Source organism: Brevibacillus jepli, from assembly GCF_047229145.1.
GTDB lineage: Bacteria > Bacillota > Bacilli > Brevibacillales > Brevibacillaceae > Brevibacillus.
This window is the reverse complement of sequence record NZ_JBFEFW010000007.1, coordinates 110,182-127,583: the sequence shown is the minus strand read 5'-3', so window position 1 is coordinate 127,583 and position 17,402 is coordinate 110,182. Positions and strand designations below refer to the sequence as shown.

The window sequence follows — 17,402 nt, the reverse complement described above, 5'->3', positions numbered from 1 at the left end:
GGCAGGTTCGAACAAGCAGAGGAAAGAGGGGCTAGTCATGTCAGGATTCGGAATATTCCGTGATGTTGTGACGTCAGAGCAGCAGCTGCGCGAAATGGTCGGAGAGCCAAGTCGTCTCGTGCAAAACAAGGCGATCTCCCAGCTGGATGACCATAGCCGTAATTTTATTGCCCAAGCGCCATTTGTCATCATTGCCACAGCAGACAAAGATGGCCAATGTGATGCTTCACCACGTGGAGATGCACCCGGCTTTGTGCATGTTATCGACGATCATCACCTGGTGATTCCCGAGCGACCAGGAAACAAGCGAATGGACTCGATCACGAACATTTTGGTCAACCCGCACATTGGGCTTATCTTTTTGATCCCAACGCTGGAAGAGACGTTCCGCGTGAATGGCAAGGCTTGCATTATTCGCGATGAAGAAATCCTGGTGAAGATGGCGGTAAACGGGAAGGTACCTACACTCGGGATCGGCGTAAAGGTGGAGGAGTGCTTTGTCCACTGTGCAAAGGCATTTATGCGCTCTGGATTATGGAAGCCGGAGTCCTGGCCGGCAGAAGGGACGACCCCTAATGTCGCGAAAATGCTGGCAGATCATGTGAAGCTTCCGGGTGTGACAGCAAAAGAAGTGGCGGAGGGCTTGCAAGACAGCTATACGAAACGCTTGTACTAAGCATGGAAAAGTAAAACGGCAGCCATCCGCTCTGATTGCGGGGCTGCCGTTTTCTATAGGGGAGAGTTTATTTCTCCATACTGGTTTCGGCTGCTGCCAAAGCTCCGTAGTGATCGGCTTCCGCTTCCAGAGCGGGGTCATCATTGATAGGTAGGCTGGCATCAGGAGAGTTCGCTTTGACCCGTCCTTGTCTCTGCTGGACGACATGTGTCAGTTCATGGCCCAGCAGCTGTTGACCACTTTGCGTCTCAGGCTGATACGTGCCGGGAGCAAAGTGAATGTCATTCCCTTGGGCGAAGGCAACGGCTCCAATTTGCGTTGCAACAGAAGATTCCGGATGAACCTGAACACTTGAAAAATCGGTTTGAAAGGCCTGCTCCATCTTTGCTTGCACGGAATCAGGGAGCGAGCGACCGCTGCCGGAGGAGAGATCTTCTGATTTTTGTACAGGAGCACGAGACAACATCCGTTGAACTGCCTGATTGCCAAGAGTCTTTTGCAGGGAGAGGATGTGATCCGAATGGCTTGCCTTTCTTTGGATCATGCTAGGCTGGAGCTTAGGCTTGATAACGGTTTCGCTTGTTTTTTCCTGAGCAGCTTCACTAGACGGTCTGCTAGAATCGTAGTGGCGCATACTTCACAGCCCTTCCGCTTTTTTCACGTCCAACTGAACGGGTTTATTTTGCTCGGCCTGATAGAAATAAAGATACAAATACGGATCGACCAGATAGCTCGTGATAGATTGGGTGCGATTAACAGATGACGTAGAGGTCTTGGGTACAAAAGCAGCTTTGCTGTCGAGCTCATCCCGATCTTCTTTGACGATGGAGATGATCTGCGGATGATAGACATGGACGGCAGTGACAAGCTGTTTGCCCGGGTGTCCAGGCGCTGGGTCGAGCGTAAAAGCCATGTTCATTTCGCGATAGGTAATCTTCTGTGGCGATGAAGTGGTCTCTGCTGCTTTTTGAGCTTCCAGAGCTTGCGGTTCGGAAGGAGGAGTGACAGCTCCTTCTGCTTGCTTTGGCGCGTCGTCGTCGGGCTTGCCCATAATCTCTTCCAGCTTGCTTTTGGAGGTGCCAATGAAACCTGGCAAATAAATCCGTCCCTCGCGGAAATACCCTTTGTACAGCGGCAAGCCTTCCTTGTCGTAGAGAACCCCGATGCCGTCGTACGCACCTGCCCGAAATTGCCCTTGATACAACAGCGCATCTTCGGCAGAACGCAGCTCTCCCGCTCCGTGATAATGCCCTTCAGCAAAGCCGCCTTTATACAGCGTTACGCCACTTGCATCACGCAGCTCGCCCTGCCCGTGATAGACGCCGAGAAAAAAATCACCTTGATAAACGATGCTGCCGTTCGGGGAGAATTTAGTTCCAGCACCATTGAAGTGCCCGTTTCGAAAATGGCCCTCATACACGGTTTTGCCATCCCGATCAAAAAGACTCCCGGCTCCATTGTACCTGCCGTCCAGAAATTGCCCCTTATACTGAACGAGTCCGTTTCCGTAGTAATCAGTGCCTTCACCGCCGTAGAATCCATTGTCAAACATTCCGTCATACAGAAGCTGTCCATTCTGTGTAAAAAGCCTGCCAGACCCATTGTAGACGCCGTTTTGGAAAGCTCCCTCGTATTTGATAGCGCCATTTGTGTGCATTTCCTGACCGGCTCCATCGAGCTTTCCGTTTTTGAAAATCCCCTGCAAAACGACTTGCTGGTTTTCGTTGTACAAAGTTCCTTGACCAGCGTATACGCCACTTTCGAACCCGCCATGATACACGAGAACACCATTCCGGTACCCTTTGCCTAAACCTTGTAGTGTGCCAGTTTTGAACTCGCCGCTATAGAGCAGCTTCCCATTCTCGTCATAGAGCTCGCCTTTTCCGTCATACAAACCATCCACGAGTTGACCGGAATAGATCATCGTGCCTTCCGGGTTGTAAATGATCGCAAGACCCGTATCGGAAATCTGTTGATTCGGGTTTTTTAGATGAATGACGATAGGGCGTTGCAAATAGCGGTTGAGTGCATCGGGAGGATTGATGAACAGGAAGTAGGCAAGGACAAGAAGGAAAAGTCCCATCAAAATGAGAAAGCGCTTGGCTATGTAAAAACGGCCGATGTGTACATAATCGTGGAGTGAGGTTTCTTTTTTTGTGAACAGTCCGGCTATGCCGTTCTTGATCCAGTCGAGGGCTTTCTTGGGGAGGGCAGCTCCTTTTTTTAGCCAATCCTGTACCCATTTTTTGAGCGGATTGGTGAGCGGGTCGACAATCGTTTGTTCCGTGAGCTTTTGGAGTTGTTTATCCATCTCGTTTCCTCCCTACCTGTCAGGGAACCTGAATCGTCGTCTGACCGGGATTCGTGATCTGAATGACGCCTCCCCAGCTGCACATGAGCTTGGAGGTTTGGTTAAGGGCAGGCATGTTGGCGACGAGAACAGTAGGGGAGCCAGGAATCCACGGGGCAGCCGTAACAGGAACGCAGGGGACAGGAGTAAAAACACCCAGCTTCGCCGCGGTAGCTGCAGCGACCTGAGGATTTGACATCGTATTGCACATCCCGAACGGAAGGATATTTACCATCGGTTTATTGTCCATAATGTTCGCGATCGGCATACTGGTTGTGACGCGGTTTACCGGGAGCACCATGAATGAACTGGGAGCGGCGCCGAAGCTGCATTGTAGCATGGCTCCTCCGCAGACGAGTTGTCCCATGAAGCCAACTCCTTTACTAGGTCATCTCAAAAATATTTGATAAGGAATCTGTATAGTAGTATAAATGTCTAAGAGAGGAGATGTATAGCGAAAATTGTAATTTTTAGTATAATATTGAATAGTGTCATCATTTTCCATATACTTTTTGCAAGATGGGAGAACCCGAACGATGGGAAATAACAAGAAGTATTCCTGGCTGACCGGACTGCTGGTTTTGTTCGTTGGAATCGGTTTGTTGCTCGTTTTGAACTTGGACAGCAGTGAGAGGCTGGACGTGCCGTTTCAAGGAATAGACAGCATCGCGGTCAATAGCCAAAAAGATGCTGTCATCATCACGGACGGACATCAAAAGCTGACAAGCCTGCACCCCGATCGGACGCTTCGCTATCAACAAGTGCTTGAGCAAAATCCGGAAGAAGGCTTGGAGAATTTCACAGAGGTGGCTATCGACGAAGAAGGATATGCTTACGTACTGATCACAAAGCTTGACAGCTTTGGTTTGCGTACAGTATCCGAGAAAATCGTGCGAATGTCGCCGGATGGTGAAATGGTGCAAGTGGTGTATGAAGATTCATACGGCAGGGACAGCTCGTACAAGCGAATTGGCAAGGTGCGCTCCCTGCAAGTAGCGGAAAATCGTCTTACTTTCTATGTTTATCAACACCCTGAAGTCATTGCCTATCAATTTGTACCCTCTGATTCAACCCCCACAGAGCTCTATCAAATCCAATTGCCAAAAGACGTATATGTCAATGAAATTGCCGGTGTAGACCCGGAGCATACCTATCTTACTACCAAGCGCGGAGAGGTTTATCAGGTTGCCATTGCCCCTGCCAACGTAGAAGCACAGGTGAATGGTCCACTCTACATTCATTCCGAACGATCCGATAAAAATCGTACCATCCCCAACCATGTGAGAGTAGGTCCACAAGGTCGTCTCCTTTTCTACAACTCCGATCAAAACGTCATTGAACGCTTCGATCCCGCACATCCGAATGAGATTGCCTTGATCGTTCCTTCCAAAACATTCGAGCAGATCAAATCGAGCGATAGTAGTGCCTTAACTGCTTTTGCTGTAACCCCCAGCTATGAGATCGTCGTCGCCACAGACAGTCAGCTCGCTTTCCTGGATCAACAGGGAAATGTCATGACCAAGCTTGCTTCCCCTTCTGTGTCAGGAACAGACCAATTGAAGGGGTGGACTTGGTGGACAGGCTTGGGCGTAGAAATTCTCCTTTTTTGCGCCATTCAGTTCCTTCTGATTCGCCTCTTCCGCATTCCGTTGATTATCAAGCAAACAATCGTGATAGCGCCGCTAGTTGTCGTGCCGGTATTCCTCCAGCTGGAGGGAACGAAGCTGACCTTTGCTTTTATGGAGCAGGAAAATCAGACGGATCTGCGCCTCCAAGCATATGTCATTTCTACCTTGATCCCAGGAGATAAGCTGGATGGAGTTAACGGGGCGGTTGATTACATGAATGAAGATTATCAAGCGATACTCTCCGATCTGAAAAAACTGGAGGTCCCAGATGATGCGCATGTGAACCGGGGACTCTACAAAACAATCTACAAATACCAAGATGGCGAATTGTTTCTCATGATGGATGATAACGACAGTGCAGATGTGTTTGAGAATGTACCAATTGATGACGAGTTCCGCAGTGTCGTCATGAAGCGGGAGGTCGTCTCAGGAAAAGCCCAGGATCGGACGGGCTATTGGATGTATGCCATGGCTCCCATTTACAATTCTTCCGGCAAGTTATCCGGTGTTTTGGAGCTGGGAAGAGAAATGAACGGGGTTCGGATGCAGCATAATCAAATGTCCCGTGAGCTTGGCCAAGGTGCGGCGCTCGTCTGGTCGATCTGTGCCAGTCTTTTCTTCCTTTTCTCGTGGCTGACATACAAAAACATCCGCAATCTACAGACGAACGTCTCCGAAATGGGGAAAGGTGACTACAGTGTGATTGCAAGAGTCCGCTCTATGGATGAAATTCAAAAGCTGGCAGAAAGCTTCAACCAAATGGCGAAGCGCATCCGTCAGTACATTTCCAACATCACGAGGATGAACGAGGCGAATAATCGCTTTGTGCCGCAGCAGTTTATCCATTTCCTCGGGAAGGAAAGCATATTGGACGTGGAGCTTGGTGATCAGGTTGAACGGGAAATGGCAATCATGCGCATGAGTCTGCAATCGTTTCATGCCATCTCCCATCAATTGCAGCCAGAGGCGACTTTCCGTGTCATCAATGCGTTTCTCAAACGTTTTGCTCCGATCGTCAATGAGAATCAAGGAATGATTACCGAATATCTCGATCCCGGCGTTCTCGCGGTTTATCCGAAAGAGGCGACAGGTGCACTGGATGCAGCCGTGCAAATGCGCCGCACGTTAGAGGTCTATAACGAACAAAGAGCAGCAAAAGGATATGATCCGATCGAACTGCGGGTTGCTCTGCATCACGGTCCTTTAATGCTCGGGATTATTGGTGAGGCGACGCGACTCGAGGCTGCGATTATTTCAGATCACGTTCGACTGGTGGAAAAAATGGAAAAGCTGGCGGAAACACTTGGAGCCTGCATTCTGATGTCCGATTCGCTGTTTGCCGAGATGGGAGAGAGTACGACATACCGCTATCGTGATTTGGGATGGGTTCATATCGAGGGAGAAGCCCAACCGATGCATTTGTACGACGTATACGAGGGGGATTCTGCCCAGATTCGTGCGCACAAGGATGAAACGAAACAATTGTTTGAACAAGCGATAGCTATGTATCAAAACGGAAGATTTCACGATGCGCGTTCTGCTTTTCTGGCCGTCATCAAGCAAAACCGATGGGATCAGGCTGCGCGACAGTACTTCTATTTATGTGACGAGTACGCGCAAAAAGGGGCCGAGCGAGACTGGTCTGGAGAATTGAAAATATCATAGGAGCGGTGAATAAGCTTGATGAATAGTCGCGAATCGAATGACAGCCAGTGGAACTATTACGAGGAGATGCTTCGATGGCTGGATACGCATCTGCTGCGATTGCTGGCGGTGCGAGCACAGCAGGGAGATGATTATCCACTTGATCAAATGAGGGGGGTGATTGTCACAGAGGAAGAAGTCGTGCGACTGCTCGAAGCAGCTCCGCAAGCAACGCAGCTGTGGGATGCTTTCGAAGAGCGGGTGACTGCATGCGAAGAAAGACTTCATGCTCTGCACATGCGAGACGAGAGGAGCGTACCGCTTCTGGCAGTGGCAGATGCTTTTTCTCTCAACCGTTTTGAGCTGGGATGTTTGTTTCTTTGCCTGGCAGTTGAACTAGACCGGAAATACGAAAAGCTGTTTGGCTATCTCTTGGATGACATTACGTGCAAGTCGCCGACGCCAGAATTGGCGATGCAGCTATTTTGCCGGACAGCGGGCGAAAGAATCGAAGCATGGACAGCTTTTACGCTAAAAAGCAAGCTAGGTCGTCTGCTGCTTTTTACCGAGGCTGACTTGAGCGGTAGTGGCTCCTGGCTCTCTCGGCCACTAAAGCTGGATGAGCGAATGCTCCACTTTTTGACGACACAGGATGGAGGTGATGATAGTCTTCCGCCTTGGCTTTCCTGGAGCTTGCCAGGTCAAGAGTTGGAACCGTTGGCAGGAGAGAGCGGGATTCGTTTGCAGGAACGCTTTGAAATGGTGTGGGAAACGGCAGGTTCAGATTCAGAGCGACTTCTCCTTCATTTGCATGGTCCGACTGGCGTTGGCAAAAGGCATCTGCTCCGGCATTTGTTTCATGGAGTCGAGCGTCCGATACTGCTGGTCGATGTGGAGCGCTTGATCCGGGAGGAAGCATTTGCACGCAAATTACAGCAGGTCATGCGGGAGGTGAAGCTGCGGCGCGGGGTGCTTTGCTTGCATCAGTTCGAAGCTTGTCTGACAGAGGAAATACAGACGGTTGGTCGCAAACAGCTGTTGATCGATGAACTCGAAAGCTTTTCAGGCTGCGTTGCCATTGTGGCGACCAGTCAATGGAAGCCAGGGAACGTTTTGAGTAAGCGGATTTGGCTGGAAATGGAGGTGCCAAGTCCGGACGACACTGAAAGGAGGCGATTATGGGAGACAGGTAGCGCAGGCTTGGGTCTTTCCGAGGAAATTGACCTGGGGATATTGGCAGGAAAATTCAGGCTGAATGCCGGGCAGATCAAGCAAGCGCTTCATAGAGCAAACGAAATGGCGATGCAGACGAAAGAAAAGATCGTTTCCCTCGATCAGCTCCATGAAGCTTGCTTCGTGCAAATGAGACATTCGCTGGAAAAACACGCTGTTCGCTTGACGCCAAAATACAGCTGGCAGGACCTGGTTTTGCCTGATGAGCAGCTGGTCTTGCTGCGGAACGCCTGCAATCAGGTGACCTATCGAAATGTCGTTTTGGGAGAGTGGGGGTTCGGTCGAAGGCTCTCCTATGGAAAAGGTGTCAGTATGCTGTTTGCTGGCCCTCCCGGCACGGGTAAAACGATGTCGGCGGAAGTCGTTGCCAATGAACTGGGGCTGGAAATTTACAAGATTGACTTGTCGCAGGTGATCAGCAAGTACATTGGGGAGACCGAGAAAAACCTCCATCAGATATTCTCGGAGGCGAGAATCGGCAACGCCATTCTTTTCTTCGATGAAGCAGATGCTCTCTTTGGCAAGCGCTCAGAAGTGAAAGATTCGCATGACAAATACGCGAATGTGGAAACGGCCTATTTGCTGCAAAAAATGGAGGAGTACGAGGGGGTCTCGATCTTGGCGACGAATCTCCTGCAAAATTTTGACGAAGCCTTCATGCGCAGAATCAATTACGTGGTGAAGTTTCCTTTCCCTGACCCATCCTATCGAGAAGAAATATGGCGCAGCATGTTCCCGATCGATACGCCGCGGGCTGCTGACATCGATTTTGAGTTTCTGGCGTCCAAGCTGCATATTGCGGGAGGCGGGATCAAAAATGTGGTTCTCGCTGCTTGCTTCTTAGCTGCATCGGAAGGTAAGCCTGTTTCGATGAGCCATTTGATCATGGCAGCCAAGCAGGAGTTGAAAAAGACGGGCAAGCTGTTATTGAAAGAGGATTTGGGGGAGTATGCGAAGCTGTAAGGCTTGTCGAAAAATGAACAATTTTACAAAAATATATAAAAAATTCATGCAAAACCACTTATTTCAATGTTATGATAAGTATATTCTGTCAAATAATGTCGAGGTGAACGGGTATCAGCCAGTACACCGCCATTGCTGAAGTAGGAGAGACTCTACTGGCTCTTTTGCGCAAAGAGATGACACCAGAGCCGATTAGCCAGCCAGAGTTAATTGGCTTAAGCTCGCCTGCTCAGCCAGGAGAGTTGGCACTAGCCTTGTTTTTATACGAAATCCGGGAAAGTCAGGAGAGGCAGCACATGATGATCAGTGAAGGTACTGATCAGTTGCGATATCCCCCTATGACGGTCAATCTATCCTACCTGTTGACCGCCCATTCCCCAGCAGAACAGCATACCCGCATGCTGGATGAGCACCGCATCCTCGGTCGTGCCATGCAGGTTCTCTACGACAACGCCATTTTGCGTGGCGATCAGCTTCAAGGCTCCCTTGCAGGAATGGATACGGAGCTGCGTGTCGTCGTGGAACAGCCTCCCGTTGATAAACTCATCCAACTCTTTCCTCATGTTCCGTACAAGCTATCCATCGGCTACTCGGTAGGGCCGGTTCATATCGATTCAACCCGAGTTCGTTCAACGAAGCGTGTACTGGAGCGGGATATCCGAATACGAGGGGAAGGAGATCAAGGATAATGGACCAGCATTTTCAGGTGCGCATTCGCTCCATCTTCTCGTATGCCTTCCGTCTGGTCGATATGTATACAAGAGGAGACCCCTTTCGCTCGAGCTTGTCCGTTCGCTTGGAGAATCATCGGCAGGCTCCCGTACGCAAAGGGGACGGATGGTATGTCTTCACTGACTTGCCCGATGGGAATTACACGCTCATCATTAACAGCAGGGAGTATATGGACTGCGCCGTTTCCTTCACTGTGACATCTGAGCGCAAGACTTGCTCTGAAAAAATCATCTGCTTACATCCGAGTCCACAATATCCGTTCCGAGCAGGAGACTCCCTTATCAGGGGGAGAGCTTGTGGCGAGGATGGGTCCCCAGCTGGCAGTGCTTATGTGAAGGCTGTTATCTACTATGAACGAGATGCCCCAGTGAGATTGGCCGAAGACGCTGGCAAAGAAGCGACAGAGCTGATCGTAGCCAGTAAAAAGGGTCAGATTGACCCAACCGATGCTTTTCTTCTCGAAACACCCGCATGCAAAGGGACGATCATTCGTTTTGCAGGTCCCCCAAAAGGTCGGGTTTATCCCTTGACCGAACCTCTTTCTATTGCCTACCCAAGAGGCACTGTCTTGCTCCCTCTACTCGAAACGTACTGCGACGACAGAGGAGAATTCGTAGTTGCCCTTCCGTTATTTCTGGAAAAAACTCATGCCCGTATGAAAATCGAAGTGTGGCTGAAAGAAGCCACTGGTTTTGCCGAGCTTTCTATTCAAGCCGGTACGACACAATCTGTAGGTGTTATCCAAATGAAGCTATCTGATTAGGGTGATCCGGCAGCTGTCTGCCCGTAGGTCTATTACATCCTGCTGCCTGATTATAGAACAAGAAACAAGTATCAAAACGGATTTATCCGTAAGTAGTAAAGCCATTGATGAAATTAATCGGAGGGAGGGACTGATTGCAGGTTTCTGCTGCGGATGATTGCGGAACTCTCCAATCAGGTAACGATGCCAGAGTACTTATCACCAGGGGTGTATGTCGAGGAATTTGATAGTGGGCCCGTTCCCATGGAGGGAGCGAGCACAAGCACGGCCGGATTTATCGGGCTGGCCCAAAAAGGACCCGTTGCGGGATTGCCTGAGCTGATTACAGGCGTGAATGATTTCCGCAAGTTATTCGGCTCCTATTTGTCTGAGAATGCGTTTGGGGAGTACCGTTATCTCGCCTATGCGGTGGATCACTTCTTTCTGAATGGAGGCTCCCGCTGCTATGTGATGCGGGTAGCGCCAGCAGATGCGAAGCCGGCTTCCAATGAGGGGAACAGCGAAGAATCTGTCCTTCGGATCACCGCCAAAAACCCGGGAGCATGGGGAAATCAGATCAGAGTGAATTTGATCCCATCGAGCAAGGCAAAAACGCAAATTTATGAGCAGCTAGGCGAGGCTCCCAAGTATCGTGTGAAAAACAATGCAGGCTTTCAACCAGGTGATGTCGTTTCTTTCTATGATGGTGAAACGAAACAGTACAGGGAAGTGGTAGCTTCCCAAGACAATGTCATTGAGCTGTCAGCAGCGCTTACAGGAGACGTCATTGATAACAATCTGCTTCCTGTCAAAATTGTTTCGACGTGTGAATTCACGATGCAGGTCTTCTATAACGATGAGGCAGAAGAGTTCGACAAATGCTCGCTCAATGTATCTGCTGCCAACCATGTCAGCAAACTGCTGTCCAAGAGCAATATCGTAGAGGTCGAAGCGGGCGGTGCTCCTGCAAGTCCAGAAGTTATTCCTCCGTTTACTGTCATTTCAGGTCAGGCTGAAGAAACTCAAACCGAGGGTGGGAAGACAGAATTCGGTCTGTATCAAATCTCTTTGGCAGGAGGCAGCGACGGCTCAGTCGCCAATCTGTCTGCGGGCGAATACATGGGGGAGGACCATGGACCTGGAAAACGTACCGGAATCCAAGCCTTCATCGATAATGACGAAGTGAGCATTATGGCCATTCCTGGGGTGACAGATCCGAATGTCCAGCTCGCTCTTGTGGCCCATTGTGAAAACCTGAAAAGCCGCTTCGCCATTCTGGATATTCCACGTGACAAGAAAAAAGTAAGTGATGTTTTGACGCATCGCAATATTTTCGATACGCAATACGCTGCCCTCTACAATCCTTGGCTGCAAGTGTTCGATCCGATGGACAAGCGTAACATTTACATTCCTCCATCTGGCTCCATGGCCGGTATTTACGCCCGCTCGGACAATACCCGCGGCGTGCACAAGGCTCCTGCAAACGAGGTCGTACGCGGTTGCACTGGACTGGATTGCCAGTACAACACGGGCGAACAGGATATTTTGAATCCGAAGGGAGTCAACCTGATCCGGGCGTTTACAGGTCAAGGGATTCGCGTTTGGGGTGCACGGACGATGTCATCCAATGGGCTGTGGAAGTATATAAACGTGCGTCGACTGTTCATTTTCCTTGAAGAATCGATCAAAAACGGGACCAACTGGGTTGTTTTTGAGCCAAATGACGAGAGGCTATGGGCTCGCGTGCAACGCACGATTGATTCCTTCCTGACGCGTGTTTGGCGAGATGGCGCGTTGATGGGTTCTAGTCCACAGGAAGCCTTTTACATTCAAATCGGCCGGAGTACGATGACGCAGGATGATATCGACAATGGCAGATTGATCTGCGTGATTGGCGTAGCTCCTGTGAAGCCGGCAGAGTTCGTCATCTTCCGTATTACGCAAAAAACATCTGATCAGCAATAATTCACGACGGAAAACGATGTGAGGAAAGGGGTACAGTATGGCAGATCGCAAGGATCCATACCGCAAGTTTCGGTATCGGGTAGAGATGGACGGGATTCAGCAGGCAGGCTTCAGTGAGGTGTCCGGTTTTGATGCGTCCGTGGACGTAGTCGAGTATCGGGAAGGCAATGAGGTGATTACACCGCGCAAGCTCCCGGGCTTGGCGAAGTACGGGAATATCACGCTGAAATGGGGCGTGACTGATTCCATGGATTTGTACAACTGGATGCAGGACACCATCCAGGGCAAGGTCGCACGCAAAACGGTAACGATCATTGCCATCAATGAAGCTGGGGAAGATGTGGCAACGTGGAAAGTCATTGAAGCGTGGCCGACGAAATACACGGCTCCAGATTTTAACGGAACGTCCTCAGAGGTTGCGATTGAGCAGCTGGAAATCGCGCACGAAGGAATGACACGCACGAAATAATAGAGGAAGTCTCGACGCCAAAGAGTGGCAAGAAATTTGCATTTTTTTGTCACTCTTGCTGGCCTAGGGAAAGAGGAGGATAACACCATGGCATTTAAAACGGAATACGAATTTGAGCTCCCACGCGGCTATGTGGATGAAGAAGGAAACTTGCACAAGCGGGGGATCATGCGCTTGGCGACGGCTGCCGACGAAATTTTGCCGATGCGTGATCCGCGCGTCCAGCAAAATCCCGGCTACTTGACGATTATTTTGCTGACCAGAGTCATTACCAAGCTGGGAGATGTACGGGGAATTGACACCAGAGTGGTGGAAAGACTGTTTACCGCCGATCTCGCGTACCTGCAAAACCTGTACAGACAGATCAACGAATTGGACAGCTCGATGTTTACGACCTCATGCCCGAAATGCGAGCATGAATATCAGGTAGACATGGCTTTTTCAGGGGCGCTGGAGGGAGTATGAGTGGATATCCCGTCGACAAGATTTATGAGGAAGCCGCCTTCATCGCCTACTATTTTCACTGGCCTCATGATGAGATCATGTCGATGGAACACAAGGAACGACGGCGCTGGTGCGAGGAGATATCCGCGATCAACCGCAAGCAAAATGATGAGCCTGAAAATGTCTTCGATGTGTTCAAACGGAGGTGAGTCTGTTGTTCACAAATGAGAATCCGTATTACAGCAACCTCCGATTTCGTGTGGAATTTCTTCGGTTTGGGTTGGAGATGGATGGTATCTGGGTCGCCGGATTTAGTGAAGTGTCCGGACTGGCTGTGGAAACAGAGCTGGAGGAGTACCAAGAGGGTGGCATGAATCACTTTGTCCACAAGATGCCAAAGCGCAGCAAGTACCCTAATCTCGTCTTCAAACGAGGGTTTGTCAGATCAAACGAGCTGTGGAGATGGTATGAGGACTTCCACTTTGGTCCCCCCGAAAAACGGAAGCGAAAGCAGGGGGCGATCATTCTTCTGGATTCAAACGGAAATGATGTGGGGGCTTGGGCTTTTGAAGGAGCTTATCCTGTTAAATGGGTTGGACCGGAGTTTCGGGCGGCACATGGAGAAGTAGCTGTCGAGACATTGGAAATCGTGCATCACGGCTTAAAGTCATATTTTTAACAATCAATACGCCAGCAAGGAGCAAAAGACGATGAGAACGATCAAGGCGCTCCCATCTTCGCGACGTCCAGCTCTGCTGTCTAGTGCTTCCAGCCAAGGCTTTGCACAGGGCATCCTGCAAAAGTATCGGCACGGGGAAGCTCGCGATCCTGGCTACCTCACATTGATCCATCGTGATTTTTCGCCGAGTATCGGAGGGCAGGAAACCCACTTTCATCAGACCTTTATTCATGTACGCATGCAAGTAAAAGTGGACTCCTACCTCGGATTGAATCGAGAAACTTTGCCTAGTGAACAAACAGGCTACCAGGGGTCAAAAGAGCGTGTGGTGATCACGCAAGCATCGGGATCAGGACGAAAAGTACAAGCGGCTACGTTACTGTATGAGCTTTTTCGGAAGTGGGAGAAGTCGTCAGGCATGATTCGGAAGGGCTACCTGCCTTGGATCACGGCTCTTTCAGATGGAAGTAAGAGAAATCGCTGGTCCAGCTACGTACAGTCTTCTGTTCAACGCGGAAGCTCACTTGAAAATCTACTGCTTCAGGAGCGGTTTCAAGAGCAGATACACCAGGACGGTTTTGCCCAGACTCTTTTGAAGGCGCTTGTTTCAGACAGCAAGAAAACCGTGAGCGATAGATTTCAGAAGCCTGAAGCTCGCTATGTTCCGCCGGAAGTTTTGATACACACAACGCGAAGGAGTGATCCTGGCGACTTAAAGAGCATGCAGCATGCACTTGAACGGATATGGCTCGAAGCAGCAACAAGCGTGGACGCGGATGCACGTGCCAGAGCGCCGCGTTCGGAAGCAGTCCGATTAGGACAGTCTGGGGTTCGCTACTTTTCACAATTGATTGGTAGCGGGATGGAGCCAAGGAGTGGGACGTGGTCTTTCCTTAATTCGCTGAAAAGAGCAGATGAGCGGACTGCGAGCCTATCCTTGGATCGTTCGGAAGGGACAGAGCGAGCTCGAGCTGACGGTGGGCATCTAGTTAGGAGAACAGCTCATGAAAGTACAAGTTGGTTGGTAGCTTACAAGCAGACCGAACTTTGGTGGCGGTGGTGGGAAAACCAGAGTCAGGACTGGCTGCAAAGTCGAGTAACATTGCCGTCAAGGCCGTCAAGGACAATGACTGCGCATCCACGCCTACGTGTTTTACAGCCGATTGTTTTCGCGAGCAGCCGTCAGCATCTGCCAACAAAAAGCAGGTGGATGCGAGAAACAGTGTCTGAAGTTCCTTCTATCCCAGTGGAACTGAAGATACTAGAGAGCAAAAGGCTTTCGAGGATGTTTCAGTCTGTATTGCCAAGCATGCTTCAGCTAGTTGATACCGGTAGTACCAAACAGCAGGCTGTATGGGCACGGTTAAAACAGCTGGTTGTTTTGGCTCAACAACAGTTTCCGCAGGCAGATATAGAAGGTGGGCAAGAAAGGCATGCTTCTCGACAGAGGTTGAGGCAGGTAGGAAGAGGGCGGGAACAACAGCAGAGCGCCTTGACGCATTGGTTACGCCAGCTTGCCATAAATCGAGAGAAACAAGCAACCATGCTGGCATTCCGTGTGGAGCAGGAGCAGTCCATTCGCTTGCAATCAGCCCATGAGCAAATGCTTTTTGGCAAAACGAGCTTGAACCCGGTTATTCCGGTTGCTTCTTATCAGCAGATTGACTTGCTCCAGCATGAGTCGTGGACCGATCTAGCCTTGAACGTTTTGCATCTCAAGCAAGGGCTTCCTTTTTATTCGCAAAATACACAGGTGACAGATAGCTCCCGAACCTTTCCGCTTCTAGCGCAGTCAGTTGTCAGGAAGTCAATCGCTGCTGATTGGATCCAGAGCTTACAGTACGCCAACGATCCTTTTTTCTTTGAAAAACGAGGATGGTTCAATCAGCCCTGGATCAGGGAGTATCTGGAAGCTACTGCTGAAATCGAGCGTGAGGCAGCTGGTAGAGCGAGTACTGCACGGCTTGTGTGGAATCGCTTCGCGCCCATCGTTCATGTGAATCTTCAACGCTGGCAGTCGTTACGGGATCGTATCGTCAGTTCTACCTATAAAAAGAACGAGCGTTTCGGTAGCAAGGAGACGAACAGGAAGTCAGTGACCCAACAGATGGTGGCAAAACACATCATAGCAAGGGAGCTTCTTGCAGCTAAAAACCACGCGCCATGGAACCTTGCTGACGAACTGGGACATCAATCTTCGTTTCCTGTCGCACGTACGAGTGTGCCTAGCAGAGGGGCGATGCTCCAGCAGGATAGGCATGTTTTTCAGATGTCATACGAGATAGCACGTCAGCTACTGCCGTTTCATAGCAGCAAGAACATGCGTGCAGATGTCGTCTTCTTCAAAGATCAAGACAAGTTCATCCGTCACGAACGACAAGTGACAAACTCGATGGCGCACGAGCATGAACAGAGGTCAACTTGGCATACGCTCTCCCTAAAAAATGAACGGAGCATACGTCGAGCATTATTGCACGTCCATAACCATGATCGGGAAGCACTTTTCCTCAGGTTGAGCCGCTTTCGTGTTGCAATGCTTCGTGCAACAGAGCAGATTGGACTTGGAAGAACAGATCGTCAGCGATTGGATAGCCCGCCTGCCTTACCGTATTCTCCCGAAGAGGACGTCTCTGATCGGAACCGATGGCGACGAATAGCGGCCAGATGGAGCTCGGAACTAGGACTCACGATACTGTTGCAAAAAAGCGCGAAGCCAGCAGCAATGAGCGAGTTTGCCAAGCTAGGTTCAACAAGCGGGATAGCTCCCACGAGCAATGAAAAGCAAACGAATGATAAGCCAAAGTCTGGCTGGGGCGAAAGCGGTGATTCCCGTGAAAGTCGTCACTCCCGCTTATTGCAGCAGGTATCCAGCTCCTGGACAAAATCCGTTGCCCTACGTGCTCGGCTATATCTTCAAGCCTTGGAGCAAATCAGGAAGACAACCCAGACAGATTCCCGGACGGAAACGCATTTCCATAACCATCATTCACTCTCGACTGTTCACAATCGACACGATGCACAAATCGTTGTTCAAAAAGAAAGTGCACGACTCCCAAGCCTTGCACAAGGCCAAAAAGCGAAATGGACGACTGATATTCCAGTACGCGAGACACGGACATTGTCCAGCCAACACACTAGTAGAGCGGTACAATTCGCGAGAAAAATATCCTTTGATTTTGTCACCGATCGAACGCATTCCAGCCAGCTTAGCAGTCACAGACGCTTTCAACAAAAACATAGTCGTAGGGAAATGCAAGCGGTCAATCAGCAGATGCAGAAGGTGCAGCAGGTGCAGCAGGTGCAGCAGGTGCAACTGGTCAAGCGGCTAGGTCGCCATGAAATAGAGGAAGCCGAGAATCGGGATGCTCCGCTCACAATCCAGCAAAGAGTAAGGCAACGACGCAGCCTTTCATCAGCATCTATTCCAGCGAAAAAGGCGGAAAAATCGGCATCCCTAGCACTTTCGCAAAGGCTTGCGATGCAGCCTGCACTCCTATCACTCTTGCCACTTCTGCAACAGAGCCCGAGACCGAACGAAGCTTCTCAGCGGCTTTCCTTACCCGAAAATGCATCCAATATTCATCGGCGGATTCCACGCGCAGAGGACAGCCGTGCTCGTCCTACTGCTCCCGTTCAGTCGCCGCCGTTCATGGAGTACCTGCGTAAAAGCAACTCATCTCAAGAAGCCGCAGTGCAGCAGAGTACAACCCATTCACTTCAACGACAAGTCGACCTGCAAGTGAAAGAGAGGTCAAGCAATCCGACATCCTTATCCACACAAGAGGTGGATCGACTGATGGATAAAATGATGAAGGAGCTGGATAAGCGCCTCACCCAAGAGCGGCAACGACGAGGGTTATAAGCCGCAACGTAGACC

Annotated in this window: 14 protein-coding genes; 11 read left to right on the top strand and 3 right to left on the bottom strand. The window is 50.2% G+C overall.

Going from position 1 to position 17,402, the window contains the following annotated elements:
- Nucleotides 1–37 precede the first annotated feature (37 nt).
- Nucleotides 38–676: a pyridoxamine 5'-phosphate oxidase family protein gene (locus AB1L17_RS09860; RefSeq protein WP_412844635.1), complete on the top strand. Its 639-nt coding sequence runs from the start codon at nt 38–40 to the stop codon at nt 674–676.
- A 67-nt stretch (nt 677–743) separates the two neighbouring features.
- Here the strand turns inward: AB1L17_RS09860 and AB1L17_RS09855 are convergent, their stop codons facing one another.
- From AB1L17_RS09855 to AB1L17_RS09845, 3 genes are read right to left on the bottom strand one after another with little or no spacing between them, the layout of a single operon-like run.
- Nucleotides 744–1,310 carry an eCIS core domain-containing protein gene (locus AB1L17_RS09855; protein ID WP_412844636.1) on the bottom strand — a complete coding sequence of 189 codons (567 nt, stop codon included), beginning with the start codon at nt 1,308–1,310 and terminating at the stop codon, nt 744–746.
- A 3-nt stretch (nt 1,311–1,313) separates the two neighbouring features.
- Complete coding sequence (locus AB1L17_RS09850) at nt 1,314–2,987, bottom strand: MORN repeat-containing protein (protein ID WP_412844637.1); 1,674 nt, start codon at nt 2,985–2,987, stop codon at nt 1,314–1,316.
- Nucleotides 2,988–3,006: 19 nt separating this feature from the next.
- Nucleotides 3,007–3,393 carry a DUF4280 domain-containing protein gene (locus AB1L17_RS09845; protein WP_412844638.1) on the bottom strand — a complete coding sequence of 129 codons (387 nt, stop codon included), beginning with the start codon at nt 3,391–3,393 and terminating at the stop codon, nt 3,007–3,009.
- Nucleotides 3,394–3,562: 169 nt separating this feature from the next.
- Between AB1L17_RS09845 and AB1L17_RS09840 the strand changes: the two genes are divergently transcribed.
- The 10 genes from AB1L17_RS09840 to AB1L17_RS09795 all read left to right on the top strand — a co-directional run bounded on the left by AB1L17_RS09840 (nt 3,563) and on the right by AB1L17_RS09795 (nt 17,387).
- Entirely contained in the window at nt 3,563–6,319 is a 2,757-nt protein-coding gene (locus tag AB1L17_RS09840) for an adenylate/guanylate cyclase domain-containing protein (protein WP_412844639.1), read from the top strand.
- A gap of 18 nt (nt 6,320–6,337) precedes the next feature.
- Nucleotides 6,338–8,494 (top strand): AAA family ATPase, encoded by a 2,157-nt coding sequence (locus tag AB1L17_RS09835; RefSeq protein ID WP_412844744.1) that lies wholly within the window; start codon nt 6,338–6,340, stop codon nt 8,492–8,494.
- A gap of 113 nt (nt 8,495–8,607) precedes the next feature.
- Nucleotides 8,608–9,183, top strand: coding sequence for a Pvc16 family protein (locus tag AB1L17_RS09830; protein ID WP_412848867.1), 576 nt, complete (start codon nt 8,608–8,610; stop codon nt 9,181–9,183).
- A complete protein-coding gene (locus AB1L17_RS09825) occupies nt 9,183–9,989 on the top strand; it encodes a hypothetical protein (RefSeq protein WP_412844640.1) in 807 nt (268 codons plus the stop codon). Before AB1L17_RS09830 ends, AB1L17_RS09825 begins: the two co-directional genes overlap by 1 nt.
- A gap of 183 nt (nt 9,990–10,172) precedes the next feature.
- Nucleotides 10,173–11,933 (top strand): phage tail sheath subtilisin-like domain-containing protein, encoded by a 1,761-nt coding sequence (locus AB1L17_RS09820; protein WP_412844746.1) that lies wholly within the window; start codon nt 10,173–10,175, stop codon nt 11,931–11,933.
- A 37-nt stretch (nt 11,934–11,970) separates the two neighbouring features.
- On the top strand, nt 11,971–12,402 hold the full coding sequence (locus AB1L17_RS09815; RefSeq protein ID WP_144613460.1) for a phage tail protein: 432 nt from the start codon (nt 11,971–11,973) through the stop codon (nt 12,400–12,402).
- 87 nt (nt 12,403–12,489) lie between these two features.
- Nucleotides 12,490–12,867 (top strand): phage tail assembly protein, encoded by a 378-nt coding sequence (locus AB1L17_RS09810; protein ID WP_412844641.1) that lies wholly within the window; start codon nt 12,490–12,492, stop codon nt 12,865–12,867.
- Nucleotides 12,864–13,055, top strand: a complete 192-nt coding sequence (locus AB1L17_RS09805) for a DUF6760 family protein (protein ID WP_007721336.1) — start codon at nt 12,864–12,866, stop codon at nt 13,053–13,055. The genes AB1L17_RS09810 and AB1L17_RS09805 overlap by 4 nt, the downstream gene beginning before the upstream one ends.
- A gap of 5 nt (nt 13,056–13,060) precedes the next feature.
- The gene (locus AB1L17_RS09800; RefSeq protein ID WP_412844642.1) at nt 13,061–13,525 is read left to right on the top strand and encodes a phage tail protein; all 465 of its coding nucleotides are present in this window, start codon (nt 13,061–13,063) and stop codon (nt 13,523–13,525) included.
- Nucleotides 13,526–13,556: 31 nt separating this feature from the next.
- A complete protein-coding gene (locus AB1L17_RS09795) occupies nt 13,557–17,387 on the top strand; it encodes a hypothetical protein (protein WP_412844643.1) in 3,831 nt (1,276 codons plus the stop codon).
- Nucleotides 17,388–17,402 lie beyond the last annotated feature (15 nt).

What these genes read in the sequence shown, in the direction of transcription:
- AB1L17_RS09810 (WP_412844641.1), top strand. Translation starts at nt 12,490, where the DNA reads ATGGCATTTAAAACGGAATACGAATTTGAGCTCCCACGCGGCTATGTG.
- AB1L17_RS09840 (WP_412844639.1), top strand. Translation starts at nt 3,563, where the DNA reads ATGGGAAATAACAAGAAGTATTCCTGGCTGACCGGACTGCTGGTTTTG.
- AB1L17_RS09845 (WP_412844638.1), bottom strand. Translation starts at nt 3,393, where the DNA reads ATGGGACAACTCGTCTGCGGAGGAGCCATGCTACAATGCAGCTTCGGC.
- AB1L17_RS09835 (WP_412844744.1), top strand. Translation starts at nt 6,338, where the DNA reads ATGAATAGTCGCGAATCGAATGACAGCCAGTGGAACTATTACGAGGAG.
- AB1L17_RS09850 (WP_412844637.1), bottom strand. Translation starts at nt 2,987, where the DNA reads ATGGATAAACAACTCCAAAAGCTCACGGAACAAACGATTGTCGACCCG.
- AB1L17_RS09815 (WP_144613460.1), top strand. Translation starts at nt 11,971, where the DNA reads ATGGCAGATCGCAAGGATCCATACCGCAAGTTTCGGTATCGGGTAGAG.
- AB1L17_RS09805 (WP_007721336.1), top strand. Translation starts at nt 12,864, where the DNA reads ATGAGTGGATATCCCGTCGACAAGATTTATGAGGAAGCCGCCTTCATC.
- AB1L17_RS09860 (WP_412844635.1), top strand. Translation starts at nt 38, where the DNA reads ATGTCAGGATTCGGAATATTCCGTGATGTTGTGACGTCAGAGCAGCAG.
- AB1L17_RS09795 (WP_412844643.1), top strand. Translation starts at nt 13,557, where the DNA reads ATGAGAACGATCAAGGCGCTCCCATCTTCGCGACGTCCAGCTCTGCTG.
- AB1L17_RS09825 (WP_412844640.1), top strand. Translation starts at nt 9,183, where the DNA reads ATGGACCAGCATTTTCAGGTGCGCATTCGCTCCATCTTCTCGTATGCC.
- AB1L17_RS09820 (WP_412844746.1), top strand. Translation starts at nt 10,173, where the DNA reads ATGCCAGAGTACTTATCACCAGGGGTGTATGTCGAGGAATTTGATAGT.
- AB1L17_RS09855 (WP_412844636.1), bottom strand. Translation starts at nt 1,310, where the DNA reads ATGCGCCACTACGATTCTAGCAGACCGTCTAGTGAAGCTGCTCAGGAA.